Raw genomic sequence first — 17,435 nt, 5'->3', positions numbered from 1 at the left:
CTACGACACTGCTGGAGCCGGTATGCGCTGACCAAACATCTGCTCGCTCAAACGCCCCCACCATCCTGTCTTCGGCATAGGTAGGCGCGGTTGTAGACCAGCATGCGCGCAGAGCACTTCAACCACCCGATGGGTGGCTTGCGTAAAACGGCTGTACGGCCCGAGATCGAGCATTGAGACGTAGCGATCGTGTTCGTCAGCAAGACTGGCGAGACGCGGTTCGCGCGGCAGTACGCCAAGATTACTCAGCCGTGGATAACGCCGTGCAAACAGATCGGCGACCATACTGACGGTCACGGTGACACCACGCTCAGGTTCCATAAAGAGCAACGCACAGCGTTCGAGACGGTCAGGAGCCAATTCGGTAAAGTGGTCGAGCATATGCCCAACTCCCATCCGCTCACGAGCACCGGGCGGCGTGGGTAACACCACATTGCCACCTGCCTGCAAAACGTGAGTTGCATAAGGTCGGCGCAAGTAATCGGGCGGTGTGTCGATTAACACGACATCGTACCCTTCAAGAGCAATAATCCCCTGATACAACCCTTGCCAATCGGGCAAACGCAAATCGTTCTCGGCGCGAGCTACGGCATGCGAACCGATCAGCAGATCGATCCGCCCCCAACCCTGGTTAGTGGCACGAGTATGCTCAGGCTGAAAGATGAAAGGCTGAATACCGCTCGGATACCAATGCGCCGGCCCACGTTGCACGAGATGGAGATATGACGGAGCACTGGCCGGAACCCGAAACGCCGGGACTAAGCCGGGATTTGAAATATCACTGTCCCATACCAACACATCCAGTCCACGTCGCCGCAACCCCTCGGCCAACACGCATGTGGCAAAGGTCTTGCCAATCCCACCTTTGGCCGCACCGATGGCAATCACTGGCAAACGTTGGACACTGCTCCCACGCCGTCGCCCAAGCTGACCTCCAATCCAATCGGCCAGTGCCACCGGATTACGCTCACTCGTGGCAGCCAAACCTGCGGCTAAGGCATCAGGCAGAGCCGATCGGGCGGGACCGGCCAACCCCAGCAGCACCTTTGCCCCTACCTGCTGAGCACGGGCCGTCAGATCCCACAGATCGGCCAATGGAGTACCACGACTATCGTCAAGGTAAATTGCATCGGGCGGACGCGATCCAGTCAATAACCGTTGTACCTGATCAATACGCGATGGTGCGAGAACGGCTACATCGCGCAATTGCTCGACTTCACTCTGGAGACCCTCAATAGCGCTAAAAATAATGAGTTCCATAACATCACTCCGTTATCGGCCATAGCACGCAGTCGTTCCACGAACACGAAGCACACTTCACATCCGACCCAATCCCCACCCTGCATTGACATAACCAGCCCTCACCAACCGTTCACTCGTCCGTTCATAGCGAAAAAGCGGGTTTGTTGGAAAAGGATCACCACTCTGACCTTGTGAGCCTTGGGGCAACACCTCTTCGATGGTCATCACACCACGCTTCCCATTCGGAGCACGTCCGATCTGGACTACCAACAGGTTCACGACATCAGAGGTGATCAAGCCGCGCACGATCTGAGCTGCTGCTTGCCCAGCACCGGTTGTCTCATGGGCCAAGCCGATCAGTGCCATCCGCTCGAGGTTCCGTAACGCTCCTTGTACCGTCGCCGCATGGATGGTGCCTAAACCGGGATGACCGGTTGCAGCCGCTTGTAACATCGCCATTGCCTCGCCCCCTCGTACCTCGCCGACGATGATGTAATTCGGCTTTTGGCGAAGGGCAAAGGTCACAGCACGGCTAAAACCGCCGGTTTCAGCCGGTGCTTCAATATGTAAACTATTGACGCTATGGGGCAGCTCACCACCATCTTCAATAACGACCAAGCGCATGCGTGTACCAATCGCCTGGGTCAACGCGGCGGCTAGTGTTGTCTTCCCACTACCGGTCGGACCGGCAATCAGCACTGACGCACCACCGTTAAGGGCCGCCAATAAGAGTTCACCGGCTTCCCGACTAATGACGTTGCTCTGCATGAGATCGTCGAGTGTTGCCCACCGTTCGGGCAGTAGGCGAATTGCCAGACTCGGCCCAGATGGGGAAGCGCTTCGGTTCGTTATGGCGTAGCGCAACCTGTCAACAACGCCTTGGACAAATGCTGACAGTGGGGTATCACCGATCACACCGTGATTACGTAGCACCAACTGACGTTGCGTCCAATCGATCCAAGCCGGGTGGACAATTACACCGGTATTGACCATCATGCCGCGCTGCACCACAAAAAAGGGCGAATCAGACGGACCGTTAAACAGAATGTCTGACACCGCATGCTCAGGATCACGCCAAATCTCGATAGGACCGTACCATGCCACATCGCGCCATGGTACCGAGTCATCGAATCCGAGCCGAGCGAACGCCTCATCAGGTGGTAAGTGCCAGAAATCTCGTAAGCGACCACTGCGCAGCAGTATCCGCAATTCTTCCGTGATAGCCGCACCGGTGGTCGGTGAGTGATTCACCGGTTGCGCTCCAGTGTCCCATAAGGTTTGCACGCTGTTCTCCTTTCGAGATGTGGTATGTGGCGGAAGCCGGTCGCAACCACTTCCGCCGATTTGTATGGTTATGATTACTCATCACCGGTGATCGGCTTAACCGGTGCGGTCAATTCCTCAACCGTAAGCTGGCCGATGTCGAGCCGTTCTAGAGCAGGCAAGATCGGTGCATCGCTGCTGTAACGCTCACCCCACATCGGCAAACCGGCAGCCTGCAAGGCCCAGATCGCGTGCGATTGGTAAGGTGTGAGTTCGAGATACGCCACCTGCGCTTCACTATCAACGTAGAGAACACGCGCACCGCTCAACAACCGACATGCATACGGACGAGGCTGTAGTGGTGTATCCGGCGGTAGCACTGTCGGTGTCCGCCCCTCGGCAACACTACGTGCCTGATCACAAACATCTGCGGCGCCACTCGGATCGTTGAACCCGATGTTCACCCGGTCATGGTGGGTCAGTGGGCCGATAGTTTCGGTGCTGAACGGTACCGGTACCATTCCCGGTGTTAAGGTTTCACCGTTGGGATAGACCGGCTGAGCCGGAGATTGCGCCGTCACCATTGACGGCTGAAGCAAATCATTGGCCGAAAGATTACGGGCAGCATACTGGCCGATAACCTGCGCCGGCGAAGCAATACCGGTCAATTGCACCGGACGATGACGCGGCAGTAATACCACTGTCAGATCATCAGCACTGAGTTGACGACCATATGGAACATCACGGGCGAGTATCACCACCGGTTCGCTTTGACCGGCCTCAAGAAAGGCAATCACCGTAAATACCGCTGTCACGATTAAGCCTAGACCGATCAGAATAGCCGGTAGTGGATTACTACGCCGACGGGTGAGGGCCTGATTGAGCGTGCCAAGGGCCGACATACAAACTCTCCTTTCGCTACAGTTATGGTCGTTCCAACCGGTCAACCGTATCTGCCGCACGAATACGTGGTCGGACTTCGCCTAACCCAAACAATCCACGCAATACCGGTTGCACCTCTGCGCAAAGCAATGGTGTGGTGGTACTAATCGAACCACACACGCCTCCCTGTGGCAGAACCGTCCAGCGTGTATTGGCTGCCAAAACGACCGGATCAACTCCACCGAGATGAGCTTGCTGCAAATTCACGAGCAAGAATTGGTGTGCTACTTGCACAAGAGCAGAACATTGGTCAGGCGACCGGATCGTTACGGACTGACATACCCGATTGCCACGCAGAGCCTGACCATTCCGCGCTAAAACGGCATAATCGATCTGTTGTACTGCCGAACGAGTAGCCTGTTGCAGTGCGTCTTCGAGTTTGGCAACGGTGAGCCAGAGATTGGCAAGCTCGATCACCACTAACACGAAGAGGGTGAGTATCGGCAGCATCAACGCTACCAGTGGCAAGGCCTGACCACTAACGCGGTACACCATCGACAGCTCCTACTGTTGATCGCGCTCGGCAGCACGAGTAGCACTGGCCCGCACGACAAGCTCATCCCCGAACGGTAAAAGGGTAGTTGGTATCCACAATGCTGCTCGATACCGTACTTCAACGGTGATCGGGTCATAACGCCGACATGGACGACGAGGGCACGCTATGACTACTTCGCTGTTTGACGGCGTTACCCACGCACTTCCGGCAAGTGCTTGCCGAGCGGCAGTCTCGGTTGCAGTACGGTCACCACCGGTCAATGCAGCTTGATGTGCTGCCGCTCGCGCCGCTTGATTAACGGCATAGTGTGTAAGGAGAAGCTGACCGACACTAAAGAGACCAACCACGAGTGTGAGCAAAATCGGTAACGCAAGCGCCATCTCAATAAGCGTTTGACCTTGTTTTCGCATGAAGAAACTCCTTTCCAAGCATCAACCGAATAACGCATGGACGATGGCGGTGAACGGCTCTGATGGCTTGGCATAAATCCCACCAGTTGACGTTAATTACCGGGTGCCACGAGCGAACGAGGCGCAAGGAGCGTAACATTGACCTGCTCGGTGATCAGTTGGCGAGCCGGATCGGGTAATGGCACGACCGGTACCGGCGGCAGTGGTATCCCACCAATACTGCCCGGCGCCTGATTCACAATCTGTACCTCGAGTTCGAGCTGGATCGTGAGCCGCACCTGATCGAGCACGTCAGTTGTGTAGAGGTAGACGTCAGAGCGCATTGCCGGCGTCGGCGGTCGTCCCCAATAAAGATGGACCTGATCGTTGAGATCATGTTCACGCAAGACGATAGCACGCAATTGGTCACGGCTCCGTCCGCCGAGATAGCCATAGATGCATCCAGTAAGGAGTTGGGGCTTTAGTGTCGGACGTATCCCTTCGCGACATCCGGCAACCCCACGGCTATCAGCCGCACGAGGGTCGAACCGTTGCTTTCCTACTTCGATTGTTGCCAAACTCCAACCCACTACCCGCACCTGATAGGCATACGGCCACGGCAATGGCTCATCGGCAAAGGTCACGGTTGCTAATTGGGGAGTCAGATCGAGCACCTCGCCGGCAGGCCACGTAATGGCAGCGCCTTCCGAAAGGTAGACACCGTTCGTTTGGTTCGCATCGTGCATCGCCGGATCGAGAGTCGAGCGGATCGCTACCTGTAATTCGCCGGTAGCGCGACCGATCGTTGACGGTGGCGGTACCACAGAGACGGTTAGCGTCGCCACGTTATCGACCGGATCATCTGCCGGAGTTACCGTCGAAATCCGCGCTGTCGCCGGCAATACCGTACCGGCAGGAACGTTTGTCTGGACGACTACCTCAATTCGTCCGGCGGTTTGCGCGTTCAGCGTACCGAGATTCCAACGAAGCCGCTGACCGTTGCGCGTCGAGGGGGAAAGGCTTGCACCGACGAATTGGACATCAGCCGGCAATTCTAGTTCGAGAACCGTATCGGCAGCAGCACGGGTCTGGGTTGGCCGGCGATGGTAGCGATTACCATAATCGATAGTGTAGGCAAAAACACTACCTTGTCCGACAATACTTGCCGGGCCATGCAATAGGACAAACGGGTTGGGCCGAACGATGGCAACGGTAGCATTGGCGGTATTATCACCTTGCGCGGTGCTCAATTCAGGTGTAGCAGTAACAATCACCGCTTGTGCTGTCAAGTGATCAAGAGCAATCGTCACCGGTAAGATAAAACCGATCCGCAGCTCACCACTCGTCGCCGGCGCAACATCGCCAAGCGCACACACAAGTTGTTGGACATTACGCTGACAAACCGACGGTATAGTAGTGAGAGTGATTGCTGTCGGTAGATCAACGGTTAGTACCGTTGCCCGTGCCATACCGCTACCGTTGTTTCGGTAGCTCACGAGCAAACTGTTTGCCTCACCGGCAGCAGCCGGTATTGGCGTGAAGGCCACACTCACGGCCAGATCAGGCCGAACATGCACCGTTCTCGTGGTAGCGACGTTATCAAGCGGTACATCACCCGCAGTCGTGGTTGTGACCGTCACTCGATTATCAAGCCGATCGGCGGCGTTCGGTCGGGGTCGTGTGAGAATACTAACGGTCACTTCCTGATTGGGACTAAGGCCGGCAAGGGTACAGCGTACCGTTCGCTGAATACCTTCGTAGCGACATGATCCGGCCGGTGCCTGCAAGAAGCTGACAAAATCAACTTGCGGTGGTAACGGATCGGTAACAACCACATTGTTTGCGACCGCACTACCACGATTAACCACACGTAGGGTGTAGAGCAACTCATCACCACTCAGTACCACCGCCGGCGCACTTTTGCTCACACCCACTTCCGCCCGCGTCAACTGAGTTATCCGCTGCGCGCGGTTGTTGGTAGGGTTATCGTCGGCAGGTGTAGCACTAATCGTCGCAATCGCCGTTACCGTTTGAACAAGATTATTACCAATATTGGTCGGTGCGCGCACACGAATGTTTATCGTACCGGTGGAACCTTGGCTTAGACGTGGCAACTGCCAGATGAGCCGTGGACCATCTTGACGGGTCGGCGGTTGATCGGCGTTGAGTAACGTTGTCCCAACAGGCATCTCGAGCTGAATAACGACATTATTGGCGACACGATCACCGGTATGGCGATAGGTCATCGTGTACTGAAGTTCATCACCAACTACCGCTATGGTGGGAGCACGCAAATCGATGCTCAGATCCATTTGTGTTTGCAATCGGACCAAGCCAACATCGATCTCAGTACGCACCTCCCCATGTCCCAGCAAGATCACTGAACTAAAGTTCGTTCGTGCATCAATATCACTATCCCGCTGCGGATCACCACCGATGGCTAGAGGCGCAAAAGCGTGACCATCAGGCAAGGTCACAAACACCCGGTAGCTTCCTGGTTCGAGACCAGCAAACGAGTAGTATCCTTGAACATCGCTAAATGTCGTTCGCGGATAGGAAGTGACTTGTGGAGCCGAGCCGGGTAATCGTTCGAGCCGCAATGACACACCGGCAACACCGGCTTCATTATTGTCTTGCAGACCGTTCTGATTCTGATCTAGCCACACTCGATCACCGATCACGGCAGGTTGGAACCGGCGTGTTAAACCAATATCAACGTTACGAATCAGTTCTTCCCGCAGCGGTAATGGCAAAGCAGTACCGGTTACCCCATTACCGGTATGCCGTCCGGCAAACTCAACCACTCCAAAGGTCGGATGTGCATCACTATCGCGTGTATCATCTCCACCGACATTCACCGGTGCATAGACCATACCGGCCAACGAGCGACCGGGAGCAAATTCGGCAGGCGCGACTCGTACATGCAATGCACGGTTAGGCGGCACAGCAATGGTATAGCTTCCACTGTTATCGGTTACTACTTCACCCAATGGAGTTGATTGATCGGGTGCCATCACCTGCAGTGTTACACTGTTGAGTGGCGGCTCAGTAGCTTCTCGAATGCCATTACCGTTGACATCATGCCAAAGTTGACCGCTGATAAAGGCGTATGTGCAGAGTAGTTCAAGATCACCTAATGCCGTTGATTTGTTACTACCGGGCGGAATAAGGGTAATTGCACGGAAGGGATGTGGTTGATCCCTTCGATAGGCCATCAGCCCTGACGAATTACTCCCTAGTAGCGAAGTAACCACAATCTGTTCGTAGCCACTGGGGGAGGGGATGGCCAATATGCTACCCATATGATTTTCGACATGGGCTGGACGATCACCAGGATAGCTGTGGAGATGGTCATTCAGCCAGTCGGCACGATGAGCAATATACAACTGCTGTGGATCATTAATATTTACTTGATCTTTCCGCAGACTATTCAATTGTTCAAGTTGCCAATACCCGTTGACAAACCGATAATTAAGTGTGTCACCTTGTGCAATCGCCGTATAGTGACCTGTCGGTGGTGGCCCGAAGAAGGTAAGATCACCAACCCGATCACGCAATCCCAGTCGTAATTCCTGCCCATTAGGGCTAAATTCAATATCGGTCAGAAAAGGCTGCGCATGAAAAATAGCGCGTGAAGGATTATAGATTTGAAGTTTCTCAAGTTGTTCATTCCATGCATTCCATCCAGTAATGTTTTCTTTCGCTTTCCTTATCTGAATCGCCCAGAGATACGTTGAATTGTGGAATCGCTCGTTAAAAATAGAAGTTATAAGTGGTTGTGCGATCACACGTTGCCAATTGTCTGTATGAACGATCCATTCTAAGACATACGCATTTGGTTCTCCGTTTGGTGAAGCCGTATCGGTGATACCGATAAATAAGCGCGGATTACCGGTAGCCGAATCAGGTGTAGGAGCAAATTCTAGGGCAAAGGGACGTAAATTGTTTAACGTTTGCCGATTTGATGTGATCATTGAATACTTGATCGATAATGGTTCAAGGCGTTGTGGAGTAGGTTGAGTAACATCGTAGCGCTCAATCTGACGAGTAGCGAGATTCATAATGTACAATGTAGTCCCATCAGGACTAATTTCCATATCGCCGAGACCGGTTTTTCCAACATCCTCTAGAATTGCCATATCATTCTGATCGCCGCTCGGACGATCACGACCTGTATTTGGTACGGTAAACGACTCATACCACTGCCCATCATCAAACCGATACTCATATACTCCCCCAACACCCAAAGGACCAAAACTGGTAAAGCGTCGGGTAAACGCGGCAGCAAATAACCGCCGAACGCCACTGATGGAGCCATCGTCATAAGCTAAGCCGTATACCGAACCAATACCACTATGGCGCGCTATTCGCTGACCATAACCACCCTGTCTCGTCCCAATCGACGCGAGCGGTTGTTTAGCACCACTGAGCGTCACGCGCACAAGGGCCGGATCGCTAGCCGGCACCGGTGCAAAGATCGTGTCGGCGAAACAGGTGGTAGCAATGGCTACATCTCCGTTCAAACACGCAACGGCACTCGCAAAACCACGACCATCGGTTTGGGCTTCAACAGATACCGGTAATGTCAGCAACGGTATGATCGCGAAGATAATAACAAGTATCCAACTGATACATCGGTATACAGATCGGTGGCAGCGAGTAAGAGCAGTCATAGCAGCTCCTTATGGTAGTTCGATGCATGCACTCACCCAAGGCGACACCAATCGGTGTCACCGGTGAGTACATTCAGTTTGCACAAACGAGCGGAATTAACGACCGACAAGAGGTACGTACACGGTGTGTACCGTCGGCGGGGTAGTAAACATCATCGGTTCGCTGGTTTGACCATTACCGGCCCGATCGAAGAGCTTAAAACTGATACCAGCAGCTTGAGTGGGGATAGTTTCAACGCCGATAGTGATTTGGAACGGCGTTGCAGCGGTGGCAAGACGCACTGTTTCCGGTAATAGCACTTCACTTTCGCGCAGGATATGGAACACCGGATCGCCGATTGACACTCCTGTGTGATCGATAAATTGCCATTCAATCGCCCACGGGAGTTGAGCATAGGTATCGGTAAATTGCCCGGTAATGGTCAACTGATGACCTTGATCGGCTGGCGCAATCGTTGCTGCAATTGCGGATATTATGGGTGGTGTAGTGTCGCGAATGATCTCAATTTGACGGAACTCAAGATTATTTGCTCTGTCAACAAATTCAAAATAGATCGTTATTGGTCCTTCGTTGAAAGGTAGCCTGTACGTATAGTATTCATCAGTAAGGGGAATATTATAACCCACCACCATATCACTGGTTATACCCGCCGACATAATACCGGTACATTCTTGATCGTCGAGTACCTTGATCTTAATGGTATCTCCATTGGTATAACCAACCATCGCACGCGATGACCATAAGAGATCAACCTCTACGTCAACCGACCGATCGATCGCGAACGGCGAACTCAACACAAACGTACTCCCATCCTGCTTGCGTAACTCAGCATAGAATGTGTGGTGCTGACATAAGGGGTTGCCGGTATCTGGTGGTGGTGATACATATTGATGTGCAAAACCGTTCCCAACCGGTAACTCTTCCCACGCATCGTCATCAGTTGGTCGTTCATTCCAACGCCAACGTAATTCTTGTGTCGTTGGCGGAAGATTGGCAAAGTCAACCAACACTTCACCAAACCGGTCTATGTAATTGCTAAGATACATCAATGGTCCCAGAGTAGAGGATTGAGCAACGACCCGATGTGGAATTAAGCTAACAGACCCGAGCAAGCCAACCAGTACAATGAATACAATCTGCCGACGAAGCCTCATTGTTCAACTCCTCTCAAATGTTAGCGGGTGAGCACATAATTAACCACATCACGTCCTAATGCCATTCCTTGCGATCCATCTATCACCCAATGCACACCACCAACAATCCGCGAGCGCGTCGCATCGTCGGCAAATTGGGCAAACACCTCACGATGTTGCGGAAAGGCAGCGATCAGGATAGACGCGGCTGCCGAACTTACAGAAGCATGACCTGACGGATACGAGGGATGCGGTGGTGTCGGTAGCTCTGGTTGCCACGAAGGATCGAGCGTTGCCATCCATTGCTCTGGACGAATAAAACCGTAGCGATACTTGTTGTTCCAACACGCTACCGTCGTGTCATGCATTGCTACCCCCAGATGAGCGAATAACGACGTTATCTGCATCTGATCGAGATTACTCAGAAGAGCTGTTGTAATTGCCGTCTTAAACCAGATCCCAGCAGGGGTGACCGTGCCAATGTCTGCATGCCAATGCCAGGCCAATTCCCGATGCTTATCGGTAATCGCCTGTTGGGCGCTGTAAAAAACCTTACGCTCCTCCTCCATCTGATCGCTATCCCACGCTGGTGGCGGCGGAAGGATGATGGTATCGCCGGCAGGCAAAGCTACCGTTTTCACCGCACCCCAATGCGGATCAAGTGGCAATTTATCCGTCTGCCAGCCACCCGTCATCGGTAATAACACCTCGACAAAAGCGTCACTACCATCCTGCTTGGCCCACGCTACGATCTCATCACCCACAACACGCCCGATTTGAAAACTGTATTCGAGTCGCTCTGGCGAAGCCGGATCGCGTAACCATAAACTCTGCCAACGTGCCTCTTGCACGTACTGGTCGATCAGATCGCTGTGCTGCGGATGAAGGTAGCGCAAGACAGACCAAGCAGCACCGGCGAGCAGCGCCGGTTGATCGACCGGTTCGACGGTACCGGCCTCTTGCCCGATGATCATGGCATCGTTCAAAGCAACCGATACCAACATTAATTCGCGAGCAGCCCGATTGGGCGTCACACCATCCTGGGCAATCAACGCTAGTAGTTTCTTTAGCCATTCGGCCGAAGATGTCACGGCTAGTCCTCGAAATGGCTCCGTCGGCGGTTCAGGGCTAACGCTGTTAGCCCGTGCGGTCAACAGTACTGCCGACGGATCGGTGACGAGCCAGAGACGTGGGATCAGTGGACTCGTTAATTTCCCCTGTGGTGGCCTATCGTGCATCGGTGTTGCACCGGGTAAAGGCAGCGCCGGCGCATTCGTCAGTGGTGCCGAACAAGCGGTGAGCATAACGAGGAGAAGGAGCAAGTTCACAAGACGCATGGAACACCTCGGCGGTTCAAAACGTGTGCTCATATATAAACCGCACGAGATGACAAAAAGATGCGCGGAAAATTGCGTAAATTGTAAAGACACTGTGGAGCCGGTTGGCGCCGGCTATGTACATGGCCTAGGAGCTGACATGGGTGAGATGAGGTAAGGTGGGGAATAGTATCTGTCCCGTCAATGAGGGGAACTAGAAGGAGATGTAGCTAGCTGTATACTACCTACACCTCCACCACAAAACCCTACATGGCAACGAGTGTCGCAGGATACTGCGCAATGCCCGTTGCTACCGAGTTATGACGAGGCACTCTCCACCAATGGCAACTGGCGTGCTTCACCGGCCAGCAAGGTCTGTGCCGCAGCGGCAATGAATCCACGGAAGAGAGGATGCGGCTGACCCGGACGCGACTGAAACTCGGGATGGAATTGGCTTGCGACGTACCACGGATGATCGCGCAATTCGATGATCTCAACCAACTGCCGATCCGGCGAGAGGCCACTAATCACAAGACCAGCCGATTCTAAGATGGCGCGATAGCGGTTGTTAAACTCGAAACGGTGACGATGGCGCTCCTCAACCCGATCACATCCATAGGCGGCATAGGCCCGAGTGCCCGGCACCAAATCGCACGGATATAGCCCTAACCGCATTGTGCCACCCTTCTCGGTAATATCACGCTGATCCGGCATCAGATCGATGACCGGATGCGTAGTTTGTGGATCGAACTCGGTGCTATTCACATCGTGCGTACCCAAGACGTGTCGGGCAAAGGCGATGGTTGCACACTGCATCCCCAAACACAAACCGAGATACGGAATGCCATGCACACGCGCATAATCGGCGGCAGCAATCTTACCCTCGATCCCACGTTCACCGAATCCACCCGGCACGAGGATGCCGTATACACCCGATAGCAGGCGAGCCGGTCCCTCACGCTCGACATCTTCAGCAGCAATCCAGCGAATATCAACATCGATTAATTGTTCGATGCCGGCGTGATGTAACGCTTCTACAACGCTGATATAGGCATCATGTAATTCAACATATTTACCGACGAGGGCAATAGGCAAACGACGCTTCTCTTGGCGAATCCGCGCCACCAACGATCGCCAGTCTTCGAGATCGGGTGGTGTGGCCGGCAAGCCCAACCGCTCAACCAGATAATCACCTAGCCCCATATCTTCAAGGACCAGCGGTACTTCATAAATCGAATCGACAGTTGGTACCGGTATCACCGCCCGCACATCAACATCGGCAAAAAATGCTATCTTCTCACGAATATCATCATCAATCGGACGATCTGCCCGACACAGGATCACATCGGCACTAATACCGACGTTGCGCAGTGCCATGACCGAGTGCTGGGTCGGTTTCGTTTTTAGCTCACCAGTGCTGATATGAGGCAATAACGTTACGTGAATGTAAAGAATATTGTCACGCCCGACATCTTTACGCATTTGGCGGATCGCTTCAAGAAAGGGTAAACTCTCAATATCACCAACTGTCCCACCGATCTCAACAATCACCACATCGGCTTGGCTGCTGCGAGCCAATGCACCGATCCGCGCTTTGATTTCGTTGGTGATGTGAGGAATGACCTGAATCGTCCCGCCTAAATAATCACCGCGTCGCTCTTTAGCAATCACCGCCGAATAAATCTGGCCGGTAGTAACATTACTGAGACGACTGAGATTAACATCGATAAACCGTTCATAGTGACCGAGATCGAGGTCGGTCTCGGCGCCATCGGCAGTGACGAACACTTCACCGTGTTGATACGGCGACATCGTACCGGGATCGACATTCAAGTACGGGTCGAGTTTCATCACCGATACTGAAAAGCCACGGCTTTTGAGTAAACGGCCAATCGAAGCTACCCCAATGCCTTTACCAACTGAAGAAACAACGCCGCCGGTTACAAAAATGTACTTCGTCATAGCAGAAGTTCTCCCCACCCTAAAGAATTTGTGGGTCGGTCAACCTTCGGGTTGAACCGACCCACACTGGTAGCGGTTTATCTTGTCCTAAAAACGATTGCATGCTTCACAATCGCAGACGATGAATATGTAAGAATTACCTCACCTACATGCAGTGGCTGCCAGTTGCCACCTGTTTTTGCACTTCAACCATTAAGTATACCACATGGAATAGAGAGCGCACTAACCGTTCATCGGACGTAATATTACAATCCGTGTCTGCTCGTCGTCGGCGGGTAATGCGTTGGCATTGATAACCAGCTTCTCCTCTGGCGTATACTCTTTCAGCCCCATTTCACTGACAAACTTCTCGAGCGGAGCCAGCGGTGGGTCGAAATCAACTTGTCCCATTGCATAATGCATCGGTATCACAAAACGCGGCTCGATCTGGCTAATCACATTACTTGCCGCAGCCGGCCCAATGGTCTCCCCACCACCAACCGGTACAAATAATACATCAACGTTTGAGCCGATCTCCTCAAGTTGACCGGTTGTCAATTCGTGACCGAGATCGCCAAGGTGGCAGAAGACGAGATCATCAAGATGAATAATATAGACCGTGTTAAAGCCACGCTCAGTGCCTTTGACGTTATCGTGAGAGGTTCGCACACCGGTAATCAATACACCGCCAATCTCATACTCACCGGGACCATCGACGACGAACACCCGATCACGCAGCGGACGTACCGCCGCAGCATTATTGTGATCGGGATGGTGGTGACTTATAGTCACAATTGTCGCTGTTGGACGACCAAGGTCAAAACCAATCGAGCGATGGTAGGGATCACAAACGATAGTACCATCGCGACCACGCAAACGAAAGCATGCATGACCTAGATATTGTACTTCTGCCATTGTCGCGTTCCTTATGATGACGAACTTGTGCCCGTGAGGCAAACTCTCTGTGGTATTCCCGATTTATGCTATGCATCGTACTGGTCGCCACCTACGCCATCCTGTCCACCGGCCCGCCCGCTTGGCGTGCCGGGCATCGAACACCCAACTGCACACGTTCATTTCCCCACGCTGTGCCGGGCACCACCCACCTACGCCATCTTGCCCACCGGCCCGCCCGTATGCTCATGCACATCACATCATCGCGTTCTACTGCCTAAGCCTTTATGAACAACGGAGCGCAGACCAAACGTTCGTCTACGTCTTCATCTAAAGATTGCAGTACAACAACAGCGAATGGGGTTTAACGACCTCAGCGCGAGTCTGCGCTCACCACAAGGACGACTGTAATCAGGCCAGCACGATTCTTTGCCCCAAACTCACTCCGGAACCTCATCTGACGGGTGCAATTCACGCCAAAGCAATTCGAGAATAGGGCGAACAATCTCGCCGGTAAAGCCTCGTCGCAGCAAGTAGCCACCGAGTCGGCGTTGAAAGACGGCCCAATCGGTGAGAGCTGCATAGCGTGCTAAGACAGAGCGGGCAACGGAGATAGCCCGTTCACGCTCACCAACTCCATCATCTTCCGCGGCCAACGCTGTCTCGATAACTTCCGGGTCAATTCCCTTCTGACGCAACTCAGCACGTAACACACGCTCACCGCGTGGCCGCAAAGCGCGACGGTTAGCGATCCAACGTGCAGCAAAGTCAATATCATTAAGTAGACCCAACTCTTGCAAGCGCGCAATAGTCTGAGCACATACCTCTTCGCCAAAACCCTTGCGTTGCAAATAGCGGTAAAGCTCAACAGTAGAACGCGGACGTCGTTCAAGTTGCTGTAAAGCCTTCTGCAACGCTTGATCGGCCTGTTCGCTGGTAACTAGTCGCTGCCAACCCTCCTCATCAACGACAACCCCAACTGCCAAACGCTCACGTACAAGGGTATTGAGGCTGATGCCAAGGGCAAACTCGCCGTCAATAAAAATAGTAACACGCTGTGGATCGTTCGTTTGTTGACGAATAGCAGTAATGGTACCGGTGGGCATAGCGCTGTCTGTAATGACGGGCACGTCACAATGAGGCAGAATCGGAGCACCGTTATGAGAACGGTACTCCACATTCCTATGGTATTACCTACTCCTCAAAGACACCATCGTCATCGCCAATATCGGCACTCGGTGCGATCGCGGACGGATTAGTTAACGCTTGCGCTTTAATCAGGCGTTCGATTTCATCAGTCAGCGCCGGATTATTCTTGAGAAACTCGCGCACATTTTCGCGCCCTTGGCCAAGCCGATCCTCGCCGAGGTAGAACCATGCGCCGCTCTTGCGGATGATCCCCAACTCGGTACCGATATCGATGATGTTACCCTCGCGCGAGATACCTTCGTTTGCCAGAATATCGAATTCGGCCTGCCGGAAGGGAGGGGCGACTTTGTTTTTGATCACCTTGACGCGAACTCGTGAGCCGATCGCCTCCTGGCCTTGTTTGAGCGTTTCAATCCGCCGAATATCAAGCCGTACCGATGCGTAAAACTTCAGTGCCTGACCACCGGTAGTAGTTTCCGGTGAACCGAACATGACACCGATCTTCATCCGCAACTGGTTGATAAAAATGACGACAGTACGACTCTTACTGATGGCACCGGAGAGCTTACGCAAGGCTTGACTCATCAGACGCGCCTGCATACCGGGCATCGAGTCGCCCATGTCGCCCTCGATTTCGGCCCGTGGCACGAGGGCGGCAACCGAGTCGATCACGATCACGTCGACCGCATTCGAGCGAACCAGCATTTCACAGATTTCGAGTGCCTGTTCACCGGTGTCGGGTTGTGATACCAACAGATCACTGATGTTAACACCACAACGGGCAGCGTACACTGGATCAAAGGCATGCTCGGCGTCGATGAAAGCACCTACTCCGCCCATCTTTTGTGCTTCGGCGATGATGTGTTGGGCAAGAGTGGTTTTGCCGCTGCTCTCGGGGCCAAAGATCTCGATCACACGCCCACGCGGTAACCCACCAATGCCAAGCGCAATGTCCAGTGCAATCGAACCGGTGGGAATAGCTTCGATAGCCAGCCGACTCCCAACCTCCCCCATCTTCATGATGGAGCCTTTACCGAATTTGCGATCGATCTGCGCCATCGCTGCCGCGAGTGCCTTTTCTTTTTCCGGGGTAATTGCCATCGCGGGCGCTCCTCCATTGTTCGTACTCACACGTGTTCTCCTCTTGCTACTCTAATCGATGGGGATGGTGCTGTCAACGCCGTTGCCTACCCCGTACATATGTGCTATAATAGCACAAGTGTACGACTATTGCAAGAGGGGCGTAGTTTTCTCCCTATTAGTATACCGCTAGACGCACCATTTTGATGCGCGCAGAGCAGAAATCTCATGTTTCAACTGTACATTCCTTTCGATGATGTACACCGGTGTGCCGCACGTCAATATGTTCTCGATCCCCCTACCTAAGGTTTCAGTGCTCATTCATCCCTTAGCTTTTCATCACACGAATAAACTGGCAAAATCATGGTATAGTGCAACTAGTCCAATTCCGATACCACACGAGGTTTGCTATGGCACGACGTATTCCACCGGGACCCGGCCAAGAATCGGTGTGGGATTACCCGCGACCACCCCGTCTGGAACCGACTACACGCCGAATCCGGGTTGTTTTTGCCGGTATCACCCTTGTTGATAGTCGGCGAGCACTACGAGTGCTTGAGACGAGCCATCCACCTGTTTACTACGTGCCGCCAGCAGATGTGCAAATGACGTTTCTGCGGCCTAATCCCGCTCGTTCTTTTTGCGAATTTAAGGGTGTAGCTATGTATTACGATGTCGTGGTCGGCGAACGGATTGCGCGTGAAGCTGCATGGTCGTATCCCGATCCAACACCGGCGTTTACCCCCCTCCGCGGGTACCTCGCGTTCTACGCCGGCCCGATGGATGCCTGCTACGTCGACGATGAGTTGGTCACTCCACAACCGGGCGGGTTTTACGGCGGTTGGATCACCTCTGACATTGTCGGGCCATTTAAAGGCGGGCCGGGTACATGGGGGTGGTAAGATAGAACGACCGG

13 protein-coding genes are annotated in these 17,435 nt (G+C 53.4%); 1 reads left to right on the top strand and 12 read right to left on the bottom strand.

The annotated features are described in order from the left end of the window. The 12 genes from ACP5OT_RS04530 to recA form a co-directional block, all read right to left on the bottom strand. Positions 1–1,260 carry a ParA family protein gene (locus tag ACP5OT_RS04530; protein ID WP_424676602.1) on the bottom strand — a complete coding sequence of 420 codons (1,260 nt, stop codon included), beginning with the start codon at positions 1,258–1,260 and terminating at the stop codon, positions 1–3. A gap of 57 nt (positions 1,261–1,317) precedes the next feature. After that, positions 1,318–2,526 carry an ATPase, T2SS/T4P/T4SS family gene (locus ACP5OT_RS04525; RefSeq protein WP_428131447.1) on the bottom strand — a complete coding sequence of 403 codons (1,209 nt, stop codon included), beginning with the start codon at positions 2,524–2,526 and terminating at the stop codon, positions 1,318–1,320. 74 nt (positions 2,527–2,600) lie between these two features. Continuing rightward, positions 2,601–3,407: an SAF domain-containing protein gene (locus tag ACP5OT_RS04520; protein WP_424676600.1), complete on the bottom strand. Its 807-nt coding sequence runs from the start codon at positions 3,405–3,407 to the stop codon at positions 2,601–2,603. A gap of 22 nt (positions 3,408–3,429) precedes the next feature. Continuing rightward, positions 3,430–3,942 carry a TadE/TadG family type IV pilus assembly protein gene (locus ACP5OT_RS04515; protein ID WP_428131445.1) on the bottom strand — a complete coding sequence of 171 codons (513 nt, stop codon included), beginning with the start codon at positions 3,940–3,942 and terminating at the stop codon, positions 3,430–3,432. A 9-nt stretch (positions 3,943–3,951) separates the two neighbouring features. Beyond that, positions 3,952–4,353, bottom strand: coding sequence for a TadE family protein (locus ACP5OT_RS04510; RefSeq protein ID WP_428131442.1), 402 nt, complete (start codon positions 4,351–4,353; stop codon positions 3,952–3,954). 92 nt (positions 4,354–4,445) lie between these two features. Next, positions 4,446–9,005 (bottom strand): SdrD B-like domain-containing protein, encoded by a 4,560-nt coding sequence (locus ACP5OT_RS04505; RefSeq protein ID WP_428131439.1) that lies wholly within the window; start codon positions 9,003–9,005, stop codon positions 4,446–4,448. A 96-nt stretch (positions 9,006–9,101) separates the two neighbouring features. After that, positions 9,102–10,160: a hypothetical protein gene (locus ACP5OT_RS04500; RefSeq protein WP_424676596.1), complete on the bottom strand. Its 1,059-nt coding sequence runs from the start codon at positions 10,158–10,160 to the stop codon at positions 9,102–9,104. 20 nt (positions 10,161–10,180) lie between these two features. Next, a complete protein-coding gene (locus ACP5OT_RS04495) occupies positions 10,181–11,476 on the bottom strand; it encodes a vanadium-dependent haloperoxidase (RefSeq protein WP_424676595.1) in 1,296 nt (431 codons plus the stop codon). A gap of 297 nt (positions 11,477–11,773) precedes the next feature. Then, positions 11,774–13,417, bottom strand: coding sequence for a CTP synthase (locus ACP5OT_RS04490; RefSeq protein ID WP_424676594.1), 1,644 nt, complete (start codon positions 13,415–13,417; stop codon positions 11,774–11,776). A gap of 222 nt (positions 13,418–13,639) precedes the next feature. After that, positions 13,640–14,311, bottom strand: coding sequence for an MBL fold metallo-hydrolase (locus ACP5OT_RS04485; RefSeq protein ID WP_424676593.1), 672 nt, complete (start codon positions 14,309–14,311; stop codon positions 13,640–13,642). 419 nt (positions 14,312–14,730) lie between these two features. Continuing rightward, the gene (locus ACP5OT_RS04480) at positions 14,731–15,396 is read right to left on the bottom strand and encodes a regulatory protein RecX (protein WP_424676592.1); all 666 of its coding nucleotides are present in this window, start codon (positions 15,394–15,396) and stop codon (positions 14,731–14,733) included. A gap of 88 nt (positions 15,397–15,484) precedes the next feature. Beyond that, entirely contained in the window at positions 15,485–16,540 is a 1,056-nt protein-coding gene (gene recA, locus ACP5OT_RS04475; RefSeq protein ID WP_428131510.1) for a recombinase RecA, read from the bottom strand. A gap of 389 nt (positions 16,541–16,929) precedes the next feature. Between recA and ACP5OT_RS04470 the strand changes: the two genes are divergently transcribed. After that, a complete protein-coding gene (locus ACP5OT_RS04470; protein WP_424676590.1) occupies positions 16,930–17,421 on the top strand; it encodes a DUF427 domain-containing protein in 492 nt (163 codons plus the stop codon). Positions 17,422–17,435: the final 14 nt, after the last annotated feature.

The organism is Chloroflexus sp., from assembly GCF_049970315.1.
In the GTDB taxonomy this organism is placed as follows: domain Bacteria; phylum Chloroflexota; class Chloroflexia; order Chloroflexales; family Chloroflexaceae; genus Chloroflexus.
This window is presented reverse-complemented; position numbering and strand designations above follow the sequence as displayed.

Coding starts and splice junctions, on each gene's coding strand:
- ACP5OT_RS04520 (WP_424676600.1), bottom strand. CDS start 3,407: ATGTCGGCCCTTGGCACGCTCAATCAGGCCCTCACCCGTCGGCGTAGT.
- ACP5OT_RS04515 (WP_428131445.1), bottom strand. CDS start 3,942: ATGGTGTACCGCGTTAGTGGTCAGGCCTTGCCACTGGTAGCGTTGATG.
- ACP5OT_RS04470 (WP_424676590.1), top strand. CDS start 16,930: ATGGCACGACGTATTCCACCGGGACCCGGCCAAGAATCGGTGTGGGAT.
- ACP5OT_RS04495 (WP_424676595.1), bottom strand. CDS start 11,476: ATGCGTCTTGTGAACTTGCTCCTTCTCCTCGTTATGCTCACCGCTTGT.
- ACP5OT_RS04505 (WP_428131439.1), bottom strand. CDS start 9,005: ATGACTGCTCTTACTCGCTGCCACCGATCTGTATACCGATGTATCAGT.
- ACP5OT_RS04530 (WP_424676602.1), bottom strand. CDS start 1,260: ATGGAACTCATTATTTTTAGCGCTATTGAGGGTCTCCAGAGTGAAGTC.
- ACP5OT_RS04480 (WP_424676592.1), bottom strand. CDS start 15,396: ATGCCCACCGGTACCATTACTGCTATTCGTCAACAAACGAACGATCCA.
- ACP5OT_RS04500 (WP_424676596.1), bottom strand. CDS start 10,160: ATGAGGCTTCGTCGGCAGATTGTATTCATTGTACTGGTTGGCTTGCTC.
- ACP5OT_RS04510 (WP_428131442.1), bottom strand. CDS start 4,353: ATGCGAAAACAAGGTCAAACGCTTATTGAGATGGCGCTTGCGTTACCG.
- ACP5OT_RS04490 (WP_424676594.1), bottom strand. CDS start 13,417: ATGACGAAGTACATTTTTGTAACCGGCGGCGTTGTTTCTTCAGTTGGT.
- recA (WP_428131510.1), bottom strand. CDS start 16,540: ATGGCAATTACCCCGGAAAAAGAAAAGGCACTCGCGGCAGCGATGGCG.
- ACP5OT_RS04485 (WP_424676593.1), bottom strand. CDS start 14,311: ATGGCAGAAGTACAATATCTAGGTCATGCATGCTTTCGTTTGCGTGGT.